This is a genomic window from Paraburkholderia polaris (assembly GCF_012927345.1).
Classification (GTDB): domain Bacteria; phylum Pseudomonadota; class Gammaproteobacteria; order Burkholderiales; family Burkholderiaceae; genus Paraburkholderia; species Paraburkholderia polaris.
This window is the reverse complement of sequence record NZ_JABBGJ010000066.1, coordinates 1-18,758: the sequence shown is the minus strand read 5'-3', so window position 1 is coordinate 18,758 and position 18,758 is coordinate 1. Positions and strand designations below refer to the sequence as shown.

Below are 18,758 nucleotides of genomic sequence, written 5' to 3'. Positions count from 1 at the left end.
AATCACCGTAGGAAGGCATTCGTATCCGGTGGTGCGGCTGGGCTTCAAACCCAGTTGAGGGCGTCAGACGCGCTCAGGTCGGTTCGACTCCGGCTGCCTTCCGCCAGACATTGCTTCCGGGCGGCCACGAAGGGACGTTCGGCATCCCACAACCGACGTCCAGTTCTGATCGAGTAACTGACAGTCGAGTACGTGACGGAAGCGGGTCACCGCCCCCTATCGCCAAGCACTGGCGGGTGTATCGAAATCAAACGTGATGACGGATCAATCACAAACATCCGATCGCGTCACAATCAACCAAGCTCGGATTCAGTTGCTGCGTGGATTCGTAACGAGGAAGCTGATCTCAAACAGTCGTTGAAAGACATCATGCGCTTCGTGGAAGCGATCGACAAGACAGATGATGGACGTCGACTGCGCGGGGCAGTTATGCGCTTCTGCTAACTGGATTGCGCGGCCGATGCCACAAGCTCCGGTTCGTCGAGTGATGGTAGAAGTCGATCAAGGGCATTGATTCCTCCATGGTTGATCAAGACTCTGACCAGATCATCTGAGTCGAGAATGAATGACTCTTCTTTCTTTACGAAGCAAATGAAATGCTCTGCGAGTAACATACCCGCCCGCTCGATCGCCAGAATGTCGTCGACACCAGTCCTGCCTGGGAAAAATGCTGAGCAGGCATCAGTTCCTAGGGCACACATTCCGCGAGAGGGAGACCAGTGGTCCCAGTGCCAGATGCCTTTCGGCGGGTGATAGGTCTCGTTTTCGTCGGCGAGCATGTATTTCCAGTTGCTGCTCTCGCACATCCACTGCTGCGGAAGCAGATATTGCCCGTGGACAGTCCTTACTTCATGCGTGCTGCCACTGCCATAAAGCTTCATTGGCATGCCATTAAAATACACCTCCGCCCGATCACGGATATCGGCTCGACTAAGTTGGGAAGACAACAATTCGGCCATCTGTGCCTGAGTCCCTCCGGTTGCGACGGCGAGTGCGGCATCGCCCAGCGGAAGCTCTCTTGCGTGTAACGCGGACAAGTCGAGATATGTCTTTTTCGTAAGCGGCGAAGGAAGCTTGCCGATACATTCACGGTCGAGAATGATCGGGATGATGCGAACGCCTTCCGAACCTGCGATCTGAGTCAGCATCGCGAGTTCGCTGCTTAATCCCGAGTCAACCCTGGATGCTGAGGCTAGGTACGCCAGGTCGCACAGGCACAGCACGACAATTGGTCGTTCGGCGAGGACGTGCGAGATGACATCGTCAGATGCTTCACCGAATGGGATGGCGTCACGATCCCAGAAAACGGAAAATTCGTACGAAAGGTAGTGCACGATGTCATCGCGAAGCCATTCCTTTTTTTCGATTTTTCCGCCCCAAGCATATGAAATAAAGGCCGTGCTTTTTTCATCCATAACCGCTCTTGTCGCCGAATCAAGTATGGAATTACTTTATCAGTGTTCTAGCCTAGTAAGCTACACCGTTGGACATCGTCCCCAAGGGACTGTATCGGCCGGCGGCCGGCCGGAAGCGGCTAGTCGCGGCTGACTCCCAACCGACGTTCTCCTTGGGAGATCGCTCGCCTTTCGGGGCTACTTCACATTGGTCTCTGACAAGTCGGGGCGAATAGGACCGATCGGCATCAGTTCGCGCGATGCAATCCGCTTTCATCTGCTCTTTTCTGATCATATGCATCGTTTCGATTCCAGACAAGATGATGCGAGCGCGGCGAAAGTCCTTGAAACCTATCATTGGGTTGGCCCGGCGTTTCATGTCCTGATGATCATGCTCGACGATATTGTTCAGATACTTGACCTGCCGGATGTTGATAGGCGTTTCCCGCTCAGCGTTGATGGCCTGCGGGATGGCCAGATTGGCCCCGCTTTTATCCATGGTCACTGTCTCAGGTACACCATTCAGATCGATGGCCTTCTCGAAGTAGCGGCGCGCGGCAGCCTCGTCGCGATGCGCCCGCAACAGGAAATTGGCCGTGTTACCGGCCTTGTCCACTGCACGATACAAGTACTCCGCCGGCCGCGTACCTTGACGTAGGTTTCATCCATCCTCCAGCTCTTACCCACCGGACGCTTGTGCTTGCGAAAGGATTTTTCGAACAACGGCAAGAGGTTGATCACCCAGCGATGCACGCTCGAAGGGTCAACCTCGAAATCCCGTTCGGCCATCATTCCTCCAGGTGGCACGGGCTCAGCGGCCCCGTGGGTTTCAGCGTCCGCGGCATACCTGAATCGGAAAATGCCAAACAACCGCGCAATCGTGCTGAATTCACTGCTGCGCGCCGTGCAATGCGGTATCAAATTTTTACGGAGCTTCCATAGAATAAATATCACCAAATGGAGACTCAGCGATGACGAATCTTTCCCTTCCTCCCCAGACGTGTTTGCCCCAAGCCGCCATTCCGGCAGACGACGATCCGCAGGAAACACGTGAATGGCTCGAGGCACTTGAAGCCGTCGTCGCGCATTGTGGGCAGGACCGCGGCCTTTTCCTATTGCGCAAACTGCTCGATGCAGCGCCGCTGTTGGGGCTGACGACGACGGTGCCGAGCAATACACCCTATGCCAACACGATTTCCGTCGAGCGTCAGCGGCCCTACCCAGGCAATCTGGAAATCGAGGAACGCATTACCGCCATGGTGCGTTGGAATGCACTCGCCATGGTGGTGCGGGCCAACAAGGCTTATGGCGAGTTGGGCGGCCACATCTCGAGCTACGCGTCGGCGGCGGACCTGTTCGAACTCGGCTTCAATCATTTCTTCCGGGCGAAAAGCACCACTGGCAGTACCGATCAGGGCAGCGATCTCGTCTACTTCCAGCCGCATTCGGCGCCGGGTGTTTACGCGCGTGCGTTTCTTGAAGGGCGCTTGTCGGAACAGCAACTGGAGAACTTTCGTCGTGAGACGGGCGGTAACGGTTTGTGCTCGTATCCGCACCCCTGGCTGATGCCCGACTTCTGGCAATTTCCCACTGGATCGATGGGGCTAGGACCAATCCAGTCGGTGTATCAGGCGCGCTTCATGCGCTACCTCGAACATCGGGGGCTGGCCCAAACGAGCGAGCGGCACGTATGGGGCGTGTTCGGCGACGGTGAGATGGACGAGCCCGAATCGATTGGCGCCATTCCGCTCGCAGCACGCGAGAAGCTCGACAATCTGACCTTCGTGATCAACTGCAACCTGCAGCGTCTCGATGGGCCTGTGCGCGGCAACGGGCAAATCGTGCAGGAGCTGGAAGCGCTGTTCCGCGGCGCGGGTTGGAACGTGATCAAGGTTCTGTGGGGCAGCGCGTGGGACCCGATATTCGCACGCGACCATTCCGGTGCATTGCTTCGCGCGTTTGCGTCGACGATGGACGGCCAGTATCAGACCTACAAGGCGAAGGACGGCCAGTACGGGCTTGACCATTTCTTTGGGCAGAACGACGCCCTGAAGTCGCTCGTCACCCACATGACGCCTGACGACGTTGCGGCACTCAATCGCGGCGGCCACGACCTGCGCAAGCTTCATGCGGCCTTCGACGCCGCGCGCAAACACAAGGGTCAACCGACCGTGATCCTCGCGAAGACGATCAAAGGCTACGGCATGGGTCGCGCCGGAGAGGCGCAAAACACGACCCATCAGCAGAAAAAGCTCGATGTCGAGGCGCTCAAGGAGTTCCGCGACCGCTTCCGGCTCGGCCTCACGGACGACGATCTCGAGCACATGCGCTTCTACAAGCCCGCGGACGACAGCGAGGAAATGCGCTACCTGCATGCCCGCCGCGAGGCGCTCGGCGGCTACCTTCCGGCTCGGCGCAAACATGCGGAACCGGTCGCTGTGCCGCCGCTTGCGCAGCACGCCCAGTTCGCACTGGAAGCGGGCAACAAGGAGATGTCGACCACCATGGCGATGGTGCGGATGTTGACCGCGCTCCTGAAAGACAATGTCCTCGGTCCACGCATTGTGCCGATCGTCGCCGACGAGGCGCGTACCTTCGGGATGGCGAGCCTGTTCCGGCAAGTCGGGATCTATGCGTCGCAGGGACAGTTGTACGAACCGGAAGATGCGGGTTCGATCCTGTACTACCGCGAGGACGTCGGCGGTCAGATTCTCGAAGAGGGCATTACCGAAGCGGGCGCCATCTCGTCGTGGATCGCAGCCGGCACGTCCTACAGCACGCACGGCACGGCGATGTTGCCGCTCTATATCTACTACTCGATGTTTGGCTTCCAGCGCATTGGCGATCTGATCTGGGCAGCCGCTGATCAGCGTGCGCGGGGCTTTCTGGTGGGCGCGACGGCGGGCCGTACTACGCTCTCCGGCGAGGGGCTGCAACACCAGGATGGCACGAGCCACGTGATAGCGGCCACGATTCCCAACTGCCGTGCCTACGATCCGGCGTATGCGTACGAGCTGGCTGTGATCGTCGACGATGGCATGCGCAGGATGATGGAGCAACAGGAGGATGTCTTCTACTACCTCACGGTAATGAACGAAAACTACGCTCAGCCGACAATGCCGGAGGGCGTCAGGGAAGATATCGTGCGCGGAATGTATCGCCGCGCGAATGTGCAACCGGTTCAGGCGCGCGGCAAGGTTCGCCTGCTCGGCAGCGGCACCATCCTGCGCGAGGTGGAGGCCGCCGCGCAACTCCTCGCCGACGACTGGCAGATCGAAAGCGAAGTGTTCAGCGTAACGAGCTTTTCTGAACTCGAACGCAATGCGCGCGAGACTGCCCGCCAGCGTTTGCATCATCCGGATGCGGCCCCTGCGCCGAGTCACCTCGAAACGATGCTGACAGGCACGCAACCGGTGATCGCGGCCACCGACTATGTGCGGGCGTATCCGCAGCTGATCGCCCCTTACCTCGATGCGCCGTTCTCGGTTCTGGGCACCGACGGATTCGGCCGAAGCGATAATCGTGCTTCATTGCGGCGCTTCTTTGAGGTCGACCGCGCCTACATCTGCGTGACATCGTTGCGCGCGCTCGCCGATCAGGGCGTGCTGCCGCCATCGGTGGTAAGCGACGCGCTGCGCCGGTATGGCATCGACGCGAACAAGCCGAATCCGGCGACGGTCTAGCTCGGCGAGCAGGAGAGTCCGCGAATTCAACACGCCGGATTTCGGCGATTTCAACGACGTTGGCGGCTTCGGGGTCACGCTGCTCCGAACGGACCGCCGCGTCTTCTATCGATGCCAAGGAAACTGGTGTGAAAGAAAAGATCCTGATTACCCGCAAGGTGTTTCCGTCCATCGTGGGACGCCTGCAGGAACACTTCGACGTCGAAAGCAACGATGCGGACTACATCTATGCGCCCGACGAATTGCGCACGCGTCTTCAGGGTAAGGTCGGAGCACTCGTGAGCGCGACGGAAATCATCAATGCGCCGCTTGTGCAGGCGTGTCCATCGCTGCGGGCCGTTGCCAATATTGCTGTCGGCTACAACAACCTGGATCTGGCGGCGCTCTCGGCGGCTGGCGTGGTGGCGACAAATACGCCGGACGTGTTGACCGAAACCACTGCCGATTTCGGCTGGGCACTCCTGATGGCGACCGCGCGCCGCACGGGCGAAGCGGAGCGCTGGTTGCGGCTCGGCCTGTGGGACAAATGGGCGCTCGACATGTTCCTCGGCGTGGACATTCACGGCGCATCGCTCGGCATTCTAGGTATGGGCCGCATCGGGCGAGCGGTGGCGCAACGTGCCCACGGTTTCGGCATGACGGTGAGATACCACGACCGGGCGCCCGTCGCGCTGGCGGACGAGAAAGGTGCGCAATTCTGCAGCAAGGAGGCGCTGCTGAGCCTGTCGGACCATCTGGTCATCACGATGCCGTATGACCCCGCGTCACACCATACGATCGGGCGGCGTGAGCTTGCATTGATGAAGCAGACGGCCACACTCATCAACATCTCGCGTGGCGGTCTCGTTGACGAAGACGCACTTGCCGATGCGCTGGCCGACAACCGGCTGGCGGGAGCCGGCCTCGACGTCTTCGAGCGAGAACCCTTTGTCTGTCCGCGGCTGCTTGCCAATGCGCGGGTGGTGGCTACGCCGCATATCGCAAGCGCCAGCCTGAAGACGCGTCTTGCCATGGCCGATCTCGCCGCCGACAACCTGATCGCCGCATTGGGCTACGGAGCCTGTGCCGGACAGCCTCCCTCGCCATTGAACCCGGCGGTGTTGCGCACCTGAACAGGACGCGCACGCACCGGGTGCGTGCCGCTCCATGCGTTAGAATGCCTGACTTGAAGCATCCAGACGGATCAATCGAGGACGGATTTCGTGGCGCACACCGGGCAAACAAAAACGAAACGATCGCGTTCTGAAGTGATGGACGCGATCCAAAATGCCGCCATTGCGGAGTTCGCGCTGCACGGGCTCAAGGGTGCATCGACCCAGGGCATCGCTGAGCGCGCGGGCTTGTCGAAGGCGCAACTCCATTACTACATCGAGAGTAAGGAGGACCTGTACGAGAAAATTCTCCAGCACGTAGTCGAGGAGTGGATTCGCGTATTTTCATTTGGGGATGCTGAACGCGGCCCCCAACAGGTTCTGTCCGATTACATCCGTAAGAAGCTCGATTTTTCATTCGACCAACCGCTGCTGTCGCGCATTTTCGCCAATGAGATGATGCGTGGCGCACCCGTGTTGATGCCGATGATGGGCCGTCCCCGTATGCGCACCGCTCAGGCGGTCGCCTGCATCAATAGCTGGATCGAGGCGGGCCTGATGCGCTCGCTCGATCCGATGCTGCTGATGATGAATATCTGGTCTCTGACACAACACTTTGCCGACTTCGAATATCAGGCACGCTACATGTTGCGTGTGAAAGAAGGGCAGCCGCTCGATCGCGAACACATCGTCAAGGAAGTGACGGCCTTCGTCATGCACGGCTGCGGTATTACACCGTCTGCCTGACACTTTGCCACCCTGATTTTCAGGGTGGCTTCCGGTACCCCGCTGCACTCCATTCCCGTCGCTGATCGACACTGATTGTCTCCGCTTTCCGCGGCGCGTCAATTCCGCTTGTCATCTCCTCCTGCAAGCCACTCGTGCTTGTGCCAATTCTTCCGATGATTCAGCGCGGCATGCCTTGCTGCATCGCATGAATATTCCATTTGGCATCCTACTGAAACTGCGTCTTCGCCAAAAACAATGTCAACCGGAAAATAAATTACCATACGGTTTGACCGATTGGTCAAATCGATTATTATGAGTTCGAGGCTGCGTCGTTGCAGTACCCCATGAAGGCCAGTGGGAGCTCGGGCTTCAACCGGCTTACAAAACCAGGCATTCAACACATGCCGAGAAAAGAGGAGCAGGAGATGTCGTCGATCACCAAGCGTTTCTGGGCCGAATACACCAGCAAGGAGTTCTCCCGTCTCGACCGCGAGCGTCTGATTGCGGTGTTGCCGGTTGCCGCCATCGAGCAGCATGGGCCGCATCTGCCGATGTCCGTCGATACCACGACGATCGACGGTCTCGTCGAAGCGATCATTCCGCGCCTGCCAGGCGAACTGCCGGTGTTGTTTCTGCCGACCCAAAGCATCGGCAAGAGCAACGAACACGCGCGCTATCCGGGCACCCTGACATTTTCAGCCGAGACGCTGATTCGCACGTGGAGCGAAATCGGGGCCTGCGTGGCCGCGGCCGGCGTGAAAAAGCTGGTGTTGTTCAACAGTCATGGCGGCCAATCGGCCGTCATGGATATCGTTGCTCGCGATCTGCGTCAGCGCTTCGGAATGATGGTCGTCGCGTCGAACTGGTACACGCTCGGCATGCCCGATGCGCTCTTCAACGACGAGGAGATGAAGCATGGGATCCACGCGGGCGATGTGGAGACCTCGATCCTGCTCGCCATGCGTCCGGAGCTCGTCGCGATGGACGAAGCGCGGCATTTCAAATCGCTCACGAAGGAAATGAGCGAGCGCTATCGCTTTCTGTCAATCGGCGCGAGCGGCAAGCTTGGCTGGCAGACGCACGATCTGAATCCCGCAGGCGCGTGCGGCGACGCCGCGGCTGCGACCGCGTACAAGGGGCAATGCGTGATCGATCACGTCGTCTCCCAGTTTATCGAGTTACTGCATGAGGTTCACGACGCGCCGCTGGCGTGGCTGGAAAACGAGCCCGAGTGGCATTGAACGACGCTCACATCTGATCGGTGACGGTATGGAGACGAACATGGCGCAGACCCCGTTGGTTCATCTGAAGGACGTACACAAAAAGTATTCGAACGGCACGATTGCACTTAACGGTATGTCGCTCGAGGTTGGAAACCACGAATTTATCAGTTTCCTCGGGCCGTCCGGCTGTGGCAAAAGCACAGCGCTGCGGATGATTGCAGGGCTGTCGTCGATCTCTGGCGGCACGATCGAGTGGGCCGCAAAAACCGAGGTCGAAGCCGCACACACGCATGACATCAGCTTCGTTTTCCAGGAGCCGACGTTGATGCCGTGGTCGTCGGTATTCGAGAACGTCTACCTGCCGCTGAAGCTGCGCGGCGAGTCGCGCGAGCGTGCGCGCGCCCGTGTCGAGGAAGCACTGGCGATGGTCGGACTGTCGCGCTTTGCGGATGTCTATCCGCGTGAATTGTCGGGCGGCATGAAGATGCGTGCGTCGATTGCACGGGCAATGGTGACGCGTCCGCGTCTGCTGTTAATGGACGAACCATTCGCGGCGCTGGACGAAATGACCCGTATCAAACTGAACAACGATTTGCTCAAGCTTTGGCAGGAGCACAAGTTCACGGTGATCTTTGTGACGCACAGCGTCTACGAGTCGGTCTATCTCTCGAACCGTGTGGTGGTGATGGCAAGCCGACCGGGGCGTGTGATCGACGAGATCGCTGTTCCCGTGCCGTATCCGCGCGGCGAAGCGTATCGAGAATCGGCGCAGTACACGCAGTTGTGCCGCGAAACGTCGACCAGTCTGCACCGGGCGATGGACTCGTCCGACATCGATCATTAAGCGAGAGAGAGGAATCGGTATGTCTTCTTCTGTACAAACCTTGAACGTGGACGTCTCGTCCAACGCCGCGGCGATTGCGGATGCAACGAGGCAGCGAGTGCGGCGCGAGCGTTTCCTGCGCTGCGCCGTGCCTAGCGCCTGGCTACTTGCCGCGGTGCTGCTCTGGGAAGTACTGGTGCGGGTGAATCATGTGCCCGAGTACATCATTCCGGCACCCAGTGTGATTTTGCGCACACTCATCGAGAACTGGGGGTCGTTGTCGCTATCGCTGCTGTTCACGCTAAAACTGACCTTCATGTCGCTTGCCCTCGCGATCGTGGGCGGCGTCGCACTGGCCATGTTGTTCGCGCTCTCGCGCTGGGTCGAACTGAGCTTCTTTCCGTTTGCGGTCATTTTGCAGGTCACTCCGGTCATTGCGATTGCGCCGTTGATCCTGATCTACGTGGACAGTACGTTTTCCGCATTGCTGATCTGTGCGTGGATCGTTGCCTTCTTTCCGATCCTGTCGAATACCGTCATCGGCTTGCGAAGCGCCGATCACAATCTGCGCGATTTATTTGGGCTGTACCGGGCGACACCCTGGCAGCGTCTGCGGTATCTGCTTGTTCCGAGTGCGCTGCCGTATTTCCTGGGTGGCTTGAAAATCGCCGGTGGTCTCTCGCTCGTCGGCGCGATCGTGGCCGAGTTCACGGCAGGCGCGGCCGGACGTCAAACAGGTTTGGCATCGCGCATTCTCGAAGCGACCTTCAGAAACGAGATCCCAAAGATGTTCTCGGCGCTTCTGCTCGTCTCGCTGTGCGGCATCAGCATCTTCCTGCTCTTCAACTGGCTTTCCAAGGCGGTGCTCAAAGGCTGGCACGAAAGCGAAATCGATCGTGACGCTTGAGGCGGAACCCCTATTCGGTATCAAGGATAAAACGACATGAACAACAGAGACATTGATTGGACCCGGTTTGCCGGTGAGCTGGGTGCCGTCCGTACGATTGCAAGCGGCGGTCAGTTGCGGGGGAAATCACGTGATTTCTCGTGGTACAGCCCCATTCTGAACGAGCAATTGAAGGACTGCGTCGCGGATCTGATTGTCTTTCCGCGTACCGAAGAGGACGTGATCCGGATCGCGGCGGCCGTGTCGCGCTGGCGGGTTCCGCTCACGATGCGCGGCGGCGGCACGGGCAACTACGGGCAGTGCGTTCCGCTGCAGGGCGGCGTGGTGATGGATATGACCGAACTCAAAGACGTGCGCGAGATCCGTCCCGGTTCGGTCCGGGTCGAGGCGGGGGCGCGGATCGGTGACTTGCAGGAAGTGGTCAGGGCATCCGGCCAGGACCTGCTGATGTTTCCGTCCACCTTGCGGGTAGCGACGATAGGGGGATTCATTGCCGGTGGCTACGCCGGTGTCGGTTCAATCCGGCACGGCATTCTCAAGGATGCGGATAATGTGCGCTGCATCCGGGTCGTTACGGTGGAGGAGACACCGCGCATTGTCGAGTTGCGCGGTGCCGATATCCAGAAGGTGCATCACGCGTTCGGCACGAACGGCATCATTACAGAGCTCGAACTGACGCTCAAACCGGCGCTCGACTGGCTGCACACGATTACCCTGTTCGATTCCTACGGCGATGCATTGCGCTTCTGCAAGGCCGCCAGTGCGCCAGAGTTCGATCTGTTCCTGCTGACTTCAGTGGAGAAGGGCTTCGCGCCATTTTATGAGCACCTGGGCGTTCGCTTCCCGGGTGATCGCAATGCCGTGTTTGCCATGGTCAACCCCGCGTCGATCAATCAATACCGCGAACTTGCAGCCCTCCATAGTGGGGTGGAATCGCTCTGCATGAATGCGGGCGAGCTTGAAGCGAACGAACTTCCGCCAGCTTATGAATGTGCGTACAACCATACGACCTTGCAGGCCCTGAAGGTCGACAAGCAGTGGACCTATCTTCAGATCGCCCATCCGCAACCGTTTGACATTGCGCTTTGCGAGGCGCTTGCAAAGCGATTTGGCGATGAAATCTATTGGCACCATGAATTCGCCAGGCAGTTCGGTGAATACCAGGTGTTTGGCATTCCACTGGTGCGTTTTACCACCGCCGAGCGTCAGTACGAAATCATGCGCATCTTCGAATCGCACGGTTGCGCAACGTTCGATCCCCACGTCGTCACGATCGAGGATGGCGGCATGAAGGAGATCGACCTGGCGCAAATCGACTTCAAGCGGCTGGCGGACCCGCAAGGCTTGCTCAATCCCGGCAAGATGCGCGGCTGGGAAGCGATCGTAGCCGAGCAGGCGAGCTAAGCGCAGGCCCGTTTTTCCCTGATCCTACGATACGGAGCACTCACCCATGAAAAAGATTGTGCGAGCAGTTCTGCTTGCCGCCGGACTCGCCACTGCCGCGTTCGTGGCGTGCGGCCCGACACCTGCGTTCGCCGACGACAAAGTGATCCTCGGCACCGACTGGAAAGCTCAGGCCGGCCACGGTGGGTTTTACCAGGCGCTTGCAGACGGCACCTACAAGAAGTACGGCCTCGATGTGGAGATTCGCGAGGGCGGTCCGCAGGTGAATAACCGCCCGATGCTGTCGGCCGGAAAGATCGACTTCCTGATTGCCGGTAATCTGCTGCTGTCCTTTGACAACGTCAAGAACCATGTGCCGACGGTCGTAGTGGCGGCCATCAACCAGAAGGATCCGCAGGCGCTGATGGCTCACGAGGGCGCCGGGTTCAAGACGTTCGACGACCTGAAGAAAGCCAAGGTGATTCTGGTTTCGAAGGACGGGCAATTCAGCTTCTGGCAATGGATGGTCGCGGAAAAGGGGTTCAAGGACGAGCAGCTGCGCCCGTATAACTACAGCATTGCTCAGTTCCTTGCCGAACCGGGTGCCGTGCAGCAGGCGTATGCAACCGCGGAGCCACTCTACGCGGAGAATGCAGGCGCGAAGACGCGCACGTTCCTGCTGGCCGACGAGGGCTGGAACACTTACTCGTCGACGATCGAAACGCGCTGGGACATGGTGAAGAACAAACCCGATGTGGTGCGTCGCTTCATCGATGCGTCGATTATCGGTTGGTACAACTTTCTCTATGGCAATCACAGTGGCGCTTACGCGCTGATTGAGAAAGAGAATCCGGAGATGACGAAGGCGAAGCTCGATGCCGAGGTGGCGAAATTCCGCGAGCTTGGACTGATCGATTCCGGCGATGCGCTGACCAAAGGTATTGGTGCGATCGATGTCGATCGCGTGACGAGCTTCTACGACAAGATGGTCAAAGCCGGTCTTTACAAAGCGCAGGACGTCGACATCAGCAGGGTAGCGACCAGCCAGTTTGTCGACAAGGGGGTTGGCCTCGACCTGCGCAAGAAGCTGGTCGGTCAGAGCGTCGCTTCGGCAAACGCGCACTAACGGAGAAAGGCACATGAGTTCGACGATCGCAAAGCCGCTCGCCAAGTACGCGCCGTACAAACGCAAGGGAAACCTCGTATTTCTATCCGGCATCATCGCCGTCGATCCGGCCGCGGGAAAGATCGTGCACGGCTATGAAGATGTGCCGCACGAAGTGCGTGAGCGCATCGGTAAGACAGGCGAGTTCTCGGTCGATGTCAAGGAAGGGCCGATTAGAGCGCAGTCCTGGTATGTACTCGATCGTATTCGCGCCACGATCGAAGCGGCGGGCGGCAGCATGGCTGACATATTCAAGCTCGTGCAGTACTTTCGCGACCTGCGCGACTACCCCGCGTACAACCGCGTTCGAGGGATGTTCTTTGAAGGGGACCCGCCGGTGTCTACGGTAGTGCAGGTGTCGGCCATGTTGCCGGATGAGTCGATTCTGGTTGAGGTCGAAGCGACCGCATGGCTGCCCGAATAATGGAGGCGAGGATGGAAACCACACTGAGCGTCAGGGTTGAAGCCCTGACCGAAGAGACTGCCGAGATCCGCCGTTTTGAACTCGTTGCAGCGCAAGGCGTGGAGCTACCCGCATTCGAGGCCGGTGCGCATATCGATGTCTACACGGGCGGCTCCGGCGTTCGTCAGTATTCACTGTGCAATGCGCCTTGGGAGCGCCACCGCTACGTGATAGGCGTAAAGCGCGAATCGCAAGGCCGAGGCGGGTCGGCGTGGATGCATGATGCGCTGCGGCCGGGTGCATCGCTGACGATCGGGACGCCTCGCAATAACTTTGCGCTCGATGCTAAAGCCGGTAGACATCTGCTATTTGGCGCCGGCATTGGCGTTACCCCATTGCTTGCGATGGCGGAAACGCTCGCGCGAAATGATGCGGAGTTTACGCTGTACTACTTCGCTCGCTCGGCGGCGCACCAGGCGTTCAAGGATCGGCTGGCGAGTTCGCCATGGGCATCACGGGTGCGCTATCACTTGGACGACGGCGCTCCGACGATCGACCTTGCCGCGGAATTGGCAGCTGCGGCGTCCGCGACAACGCATCTGTATATGTGTGGCCCGCAAGGTTTCATGGATGCCGTCAGGCGAGCGGCCTCGTCGTGGCCAGAAACGAATATCCATCTGGAGTACTTTGCGGCGCTGCCCGTTGAGCATCTGGACGAGGATCAGCCGTTCGAGATTGAACTGGCCCGCCGCGGTGAGAAATTCCACATTGGACGAGATGAAACGATTGCTCAGGTTTTACTCGATGCCGGCGTCGATATCACGACGTCCTGCGAACAGGGCGTATGCGGCACCTGTGTGACGACTTATCTGGAAGGCGAGCCTGACCATCGTGATTTCTGTCTGAACAGGAAGGAGCGCGAGACCAGGGTGGCCCTTTGCTGTGCTCGTGCAAGGACCGGTCGGCTGGTGTTGGACCTGTAAGGCTTCCGAGTCCGCTACGTTGGCGGGCTGCGCAGTACCGAAACGATAGCCTTGTCATCTGTCGAGTCTTGTGGATCCGCCTCCTGATTCATGCATTTAGGACTACTGCTATGTTAGATCGATAGTTTGGAATACGTTTTCCAGTATCGAATAGTGAATGCAATAAAGAGCGCGTTGCATCGCAACGCTAGCCAAGCAAAATGTTGAGTCAGGGATAAACATGAAGGCCTACGTACCGCGCGCCGTCTGCTGTCGTATCGGTTTGCAGTTGGCTGTACTCGGAGTCTCGGGCTTGCCACTCTGTGCCTTGGCGCAGACGGCGGCTGTAGCGGCTCCCGCTTCAAGTGTGGATGTCGCGGAGCAGCAAGGACAGGACACCGTCGAGCATGCCGCCGCCGCAGCGGCGTCCGTCTCTCAGGCAACCCCGCCCAATCCGGGGGATGCGACGAATTTCGTGGAGATGTTCACGAAGGGGCAGTTCTTTGGTGACGTAAGGACAATCTATTTTTCGTCGCACAACGCCTTCTATCAATCCGGACTGAATCAGAATACCGCGAGCTATGGTGGAGGGATCGGCTACAAGACCGCTAACTTCTACGGATTCTCCTTGGGTGTCAGCGGCTACATCCAGCGTGGCATTGATCACTCGGACGATCCGACGAAAGTAGACAGCTATCTCGGACCGAATATCACGACGTTGGGCGAGGCTTACCTGCGATGGGAGCACAAGGGCTTCAGCGTGACCGCGGGGAATCAGGAACTGGACGTGCCATTCGCATCGACGTACGACTGGCGGATGGCGCCGCAATTGTTTCAAGGCGTGACGGCAAGGTACGGGGATGCGGATAACTACATTACCGCCTTCCGGATGTTTCGCTTCAAGTCATATATCGACAACTCGTTCACCAAACAGACTACCTATAACGCCGACATCGATCCGTATTCTCCGGTTGGCAATCAGACGACGAACGGCTTTTATGGTGCAGGCGGCGTTCGCACCGTTCCGGTGGATCCCGTCGTGCTCAAAGGCCAGGCGTGGTACATGGGATATCTGGACTATGCGCGCATGACGTATCTGGAGGGGCAGGTGAACCTCACGCAAGGGGCGATCCAGCCTTTCGCCGCTGCCCAGTTCTTTTATGAAACAGGTGACGGCAAGCAATTGCTCGGTCCGATCAACAGCCAGGTGTACGGTTTACAGATTGGTCTGAAGCGCAACTCGCTTCTGCTCAGTTTTGGGTACGACTACATCAAGCCGCACGCAAACTCCTATCTGAACGGCGCACTTGTCACCCCGTATGCGCATTACGTGGCCTCGGGCCCACTGTTTGCCCAGCCATTCTTATCCAGCACGCAGGATCTTGGCGCGGGCAGCGCTTACGCGATCGACCTGAACGGTGCGCCGATTGCTAACCTGTTTATCGGTTTTCGCTATTCCTTCATGGATCTGAAGAACAGTCCCAGTGCGCCGAGTCTGGATCAGTCGGAGTATCTCGCCTATGCCATCTATACGTTTGGCGGCAAGTTCAAGGGTTTCAGCATCGCGGACTTCCTCGCCTATGACAGTTCGCCGACCTACAAGAGCAAATTTGTCCAGAACCGGCTGACGCTGCAATATGAATGGGGACCGCATTGAAGCTCCGGGAGGGCATACGATGATTTCGCGCGAACTGGAAACATTGAACGAGTCGGGTGCGCACGGTGGCTACTGGATCCGCAACGCTAGCGTACCGCAGGCGTTGATCCATGAAGTCGCCGCGGGCCACTACGCGAAGAACGCTTCAGCACCGGTGTCGGTCGCACTCAAACTGCGTGGCCACCGGGTCGAAAGGATCGTGCCGGAGCTGATCGAGGACGGCACGCCCTGCATCGATCTGGATGGCGGCCTGCTCTTGCCGGGCTGGGTGGATGCGCACACCCATCTCGACAAAGGCCATATCTCGCCGCGTGCGGGCGTTGGCGGCGGCGGATTGCTGGCCGCGATCGAGGCCACGCGGGGCGACGTGCCGCACTGGACTCGTGATGACCTTGCAAGGCGGATGTCATTTTCGCTGCGTAGCGCGTTTGCCTATGGGACACGAGCCATGCGCACGCATATCGATTGGGAGCGACCTGAGGCGCCGTTGGCGTGGGATGTCGCGCAGGGCTTGCGGCAGGAATGGGCTGGCCGCATCGATCTGCAATGCGCGGCGCTGCTTCCTCTCGAGCTATTTGCCGACGTCAGGATGGCTGAAAACCTTGCACGCACGATCGCGGACTGCGACGGCGTACTCGGCGCGTTTGTCTATCCCATGGCGAGGCAGCGCGAGTATATCGAGCAGATGTTCTCGCTTGCCGAGCGCTTCGATCTGTGGCTCGACTTTCACGTCGACGAACATCTGGAAGCAAACGTAGAGGGCATCAGAGCCATTCTCGATGCGGCGCGACGCAGGGACATGGGAGGCCGCGTGATGTGCGGACATTGCTGCGCGTTGTCGGTTGCGCCTGACGAGGTCGTGCGCGAGACATTGGCGGATTGCGCAGCGTTAGGCGCGACGGTGGTGAGTCTGCCGTTCACGAACCTCTATCTGCAAGACCGGCGAGCCGGCGCCTCGCCGCGGTTGCGCGGCATTTTTCCGCTGGTCGAGGCGGCGGAGGCGGGCGTGCGCGTCGCGCTGGCATCGGACAATCACCGGGACCCGTTCCTGCCGTTTGGTGACCTCGATCCGTTGCAGACGCTGACACTCGCGTCGTTTGCGGCGCATCTGGCGCAGCCGCTGGAACGTTGGAGTTCCACCGTGACGACGACCCCAGCTACGGCGCTGAATTTGCCATGGGACGGTGTGTTGCGTGAGGGCGCCCCGGCGGATCTCGTCCTGCTGCGTGCGCGTGATAGCACCGAGGCATGCTCGCGTTGGCAAGCCGACCGGATGGTGGTACGCGCCGGACGCTTTATCGATACCCGCTTGCCGGACTATCGCGAGTTGGATTCACCAGATGTATCAGCGGACAAATTCGCACGCGGCGCGAAACGATAAGCCAGGTCAAACACAATTCAGGAGACGAAGGCGACATGCGAAACATCACCAACATCGAAGACCTGCGGCAAGTGGCAAGACGCAAGATACCGCGTGCGATATTCGATTACGTCGACGGTGGCTCCTATGACGAGCACACACTGCGCGGCAATCGAGCCGATCTTCAGTCGATCAGGTTGCGCCAACGCGTGATGGTCGACGTATCGAAACGCACGCTCTCGACCACGATCCTTGGCCAAGCTGCTGCCTTGCCGCTCGCGATCGCACCGACCGGCCTGACTGGGCTCGTGCGCGGGGACGGTGAGATTCTGGCGGCTCGCGCCGCGCTCGCCGCGGGCATACCGTTTTGCCTGAGCACGATGTCGATCTGTTCAATCGAGGATGTCCGCGCCGCCGTCGATCGGCCATTCTGGTTTCAGCTATACGTCATGCGCGATCGAGGCTTTAGTCAATCCTTGATCGAACGGGCCCGCGAGGCAAACTGTTCCGCCCTGGTATTAACCGTCGATTTGCAGATTCAAGGGCAGCGGCACCGCGATATCAAGAACGGGCTGTCCGTGCCGCCGCGACTCACGCCTGGCAATGCGTTCGATATGGCGATGAAGCCCGGCTGGGTGCAGCGCATGTTATGCGGGAAGCGCAAAACGTTCGGCAATCTCACAGGACACGTGCCGGGCTCGAATAACCTGAGCACGGTATCGCAATGGATCGCGGGGCAGTTCGATCCGTCGCTCAGTTGGCGGGACGTCGAATGGGTGCGCAAGCTTTGGCCTGGCAAACTGATCCTCAAGGGCATTCTCGATCCGGCCGACGCGGAACTCGCTGTCAAGGCGGGTGCCGACGCGATCATCGTGTCCAATCACGGCGGACGCCAGTTGGACGGCGCGCCGTCGTCGATCGATGCATTGCCAGCCGTTACCGAGCGCGTGGGCGGGCGATGCGAAATCCTGTTTGATGGCGGCATTCGGTCCGGGCAGGACATCCTGAAGGCGCTCGCTTCAGGCGCCCATGCATGCCTGACCGGTAGAGCGTTTCTGTATGGCCTCGGCGCGTTCGGGGAGGCCGGCGTGACGCGCGCGCTGGAAATCTTGCGAAACGAGCTTGACGTCAGCATGGCACTCAGTGGTTCCACGGACGTCCGCAACGTTTCGCGCGACATCATCTGGCCGGCAGCGGCCCGAGCACAAAACAGAATGACAGAAGCCGCAGATGCTGCGGATGTCTGAGCGTTCTTCAGATTAGTCAACCAAGGAGACACCATGCCGCACAACCGTCGTTCGAAGAACATCACGCAAGGCGTGGCCCGCTCGCCGAACCGCTCGATGTACTACGCACTCGGCTATCAGAAGGACGACTTCGACAAACCGATGATCGGCATCGCCAACGGCCACTCGACCATCACGCCGTGTAACGCCGGCCTGCAGCGTCTGGCCGACTCAGCGGTCGCCGCGGTCAAGGGCGCCGACGCGAATCCGCAGATCTTCGGCACGCCGACGATTTCGGACGGCATGTCGATGGGCACCGAAGGCATGAAGTATTCGCTCGTGTCGCGCGAAGTCATCGCCGACTGTATCGAGACGTGCGTGCAGGGCCAGTGGATGGACGGCGTGGTCGTGATCGGTGGCTGCGACAAGAACATGCCGGGCGGCATGATCGGCATGTTGCGCACCAACGTGCCGAGCATTTACGTGTATGGCGGCACGATCCGTCCGGGCAACTGGAAAGGCACCGACCTGACCATCGTGTCGTCGTTCGAAGCCGTGGGCGAGTTCACGGCCGGCCGGATGTCGCAGGAAGATTTCGACGGGATCGAAAAGAACGCATGCCCGTCCACGGGTTCGTGCGGCGGCATGTACACCGCCAACACCATGAGCTCGTCGTTCGAAGCACTGGGCATGTCGCTGCTGTATTCGTCGACGATGGCGAACCCCGACCAGGAAAAGGTCGACTCGGCAGC

General features: G+C 59.3%; 15 protein-coding genes, 1 tRNA gene and 1 pseudogene. 15 read left to right on the top strand and 2 right to left on the bottom strand.

Annotation, left to right across the window (positions count from 1 at the left end):
- The first annotated feature begins 10 nt into the window (after positions 1-10).
- Positions 11-106: transfer RNA gene (locus HHL24_RS39685), tRNA-Sec, on the top strand.
- Positions 107-440: 334 nt separating this feature from the next.
- Here the strand turns inward: HHL24_RS39685 and HHL24_RS39680 are convergent.
- Both HHL24_RS39680 and HHL24_RS39675 read right to left on the bottom strand, forming a co-directional pair.
- Positions 441-1,415, bottom strand: coding sequence for a toll/interleukin-1 receptor domain-containing protein (locus HHL24_RS39680; RefSeq protein ID WP_169490744.1), 975 nt, complete (start codon positions 1,413-1,415; stop codon positions 441-443).
- A gap of 208 nt (positions 1,416-1,623) precedes the next feature.
- Positions 1,624-2,186 (bottom strand): annotated as a pseudogene (locus HHL24_RS39675) (IS6 family transposase); the annotation flags it as partial.
- 179 nt (positions 2,187-2,365) lie between these two features.
- On the opposite strand from HHL24_RS39675, the gene mdeB reads away from it, so the two are divergent.
- The 14 genes from mdeB to HHL24_RS39605 all read left to right on the top strand — a co-directional run.
- Positions 2,366-5,077 (top strand): alpha-ketoglutarate dehydrogenase, encoded by a 2,712-nt coding sequence (mdeB, locus tag HHL24_RS39670; protein ID WP_169490743.1) that lies wholly within the window; start codon positions 2,366-2,368, stop codon positions 5,075-5,077.
- A 128-nt stretch (positions 5,078-5,205) separates the two neighbouring features.
- A complete protein-coding gene (locus tag HHL24_RS39665; protein WP_169490742.1) occupies positions 5,206-6,189 on the top strand; it encodes a 2-hydroxyacid dehydrogenase in 984 nt (327 codons plus the stop codon).
- Between the two features lie 138 nt (positions 6,190-6,327).
- A complete protein-coding gene (locus tag HHL24_RS39660) occupies positions 6,328-6,915 on the top strand; it encodes a TetR family transcriptional regulator C-terminal domain-containing protein (RefSeq protein ID WP_169490741.1) in 588 nt (195 codons plus the stop codon).
- 407 nt (positions 6,916-7,322) lie between these two features.
- Entirely contained in the window at positions 7,323-8,138 is an 816-nt protein-coding gene (locus tag HHL24_RS39655) for a creatininase family protein (RefSeq protein WP_169490740.1), read from the top strand.
- Between the two features lie 28 nt (positions 8,139-8,166).
- Complete coding sequence (locus HHL24_RS39650) at positions 8,167-8,964, top strand: ABC transporter ATP-binding protein (RefSeq protein ID WP_169490756.1); 798 nt, start codon at positions 8,167-8,169, stop codon at positions 8,962-8,964.
- A 19-nt stretch (positions 8,965-8,983) separates the two neighbouring features.
- On the top strand, positions 8,984-9,850 hold the full coding sequence (locus HHL24_RS39645; RefSeq protein WP_169490739.1) for an ABC transporter permease: 867 nt from the start codon (positions 8,984-8,986) through the stop codon (positions 9,848-9,850).
- Between the two features lie 36 nt (positions 9,851-9,886).
- Complete coding sequence (locus tag HHL24_RS39640) at positions 9,887-11,254, top strand: FAD-binding oxidoreductase (RefSeq protein WP_169490738.1); 1,368 nt, start codon at positions 9,887-9,889, stop codon at positions 11,252-11,254.
- A 46-nt stretch (positions 11,255-11,300) separates the two neighbouring features.
- On the top strand, positions 11,301-12,359 hold the full coding sequence (locus HHL24_RS39635; RefSeq protein WP_169490737.1) for an ABC transporter substrate-binding protein: 1,059 nt from the start codon (positions 11,301-11,303) through the stop codon (positions 12,357-12,359).
- Positions 12,360-12,372: 13 nt separating this feature from the next.
- Positions 12,373-12,822 carry a RidA family protein gene (locus tag HHL24_RS39630; protein WP_169490736.1) on the top strand — a complete coding sequence of 150 codons (450 nt, stop codon included), beginning with the start codon at positions 12,373-12,375 and terminating at the stop codon, positions 12,820-12,822.
- Between the two features lie 11 nt (positions 12,823-12,833).
- A complete protein-coding gene (locus HHL24_RS39625) occupies positions 12,834-13,784 on the top strand; it encodes a PDR/VanB family oxidoreductase (RefSeq protein ID WP_169490735.1) in 951 nt (316 codons plus the stop codon).
- A 220-nt stretch (positions 13,785-14,004) separates the two neighbouring features.
- Positions 14,005-15,420, top strand: a complete 1,416-nt coding sequence (locus HHL24_RS39620; protein WP_169490734.1) for a hypothetical protein — start codon at positions 14,005-14,007, stop codon at positions 15,418-15,420.
- Positions 15,421-15,439: 19 nt separating this feature from the next.
- Complete coding sequence (locus tag HHL24_RS39615) at positions 15,440-16,801, top strand: cytosine deaminase (protein ID WP_169490733.1); 1,362 nt, start codon at positions 15,440-15,442, stop codon at positions 16,799-16,801.
- Between the two features lie 35 nt (positions 16,802-16,836).
- Entirely contained in the window at positions 16,837-18,027 is a 1,191-nt protein-coding gene (locus HHL24_RS39610) for an alpha-hydroxy acid oxidase (protein WP_169490732.1), read from the top strand.
- Between the two features lie 33 nt (positions 18,028-18,060).
- Positions 18,061-18,758, top strand: a 698-nt coding sequence (locus tag HHL24_RS39605) for a dihydroxy-acid dehydratase domain-containing protein (RefSeq protein ID WP_206003221.1), incomplete at its 3' end; no start/stop codon positions are given.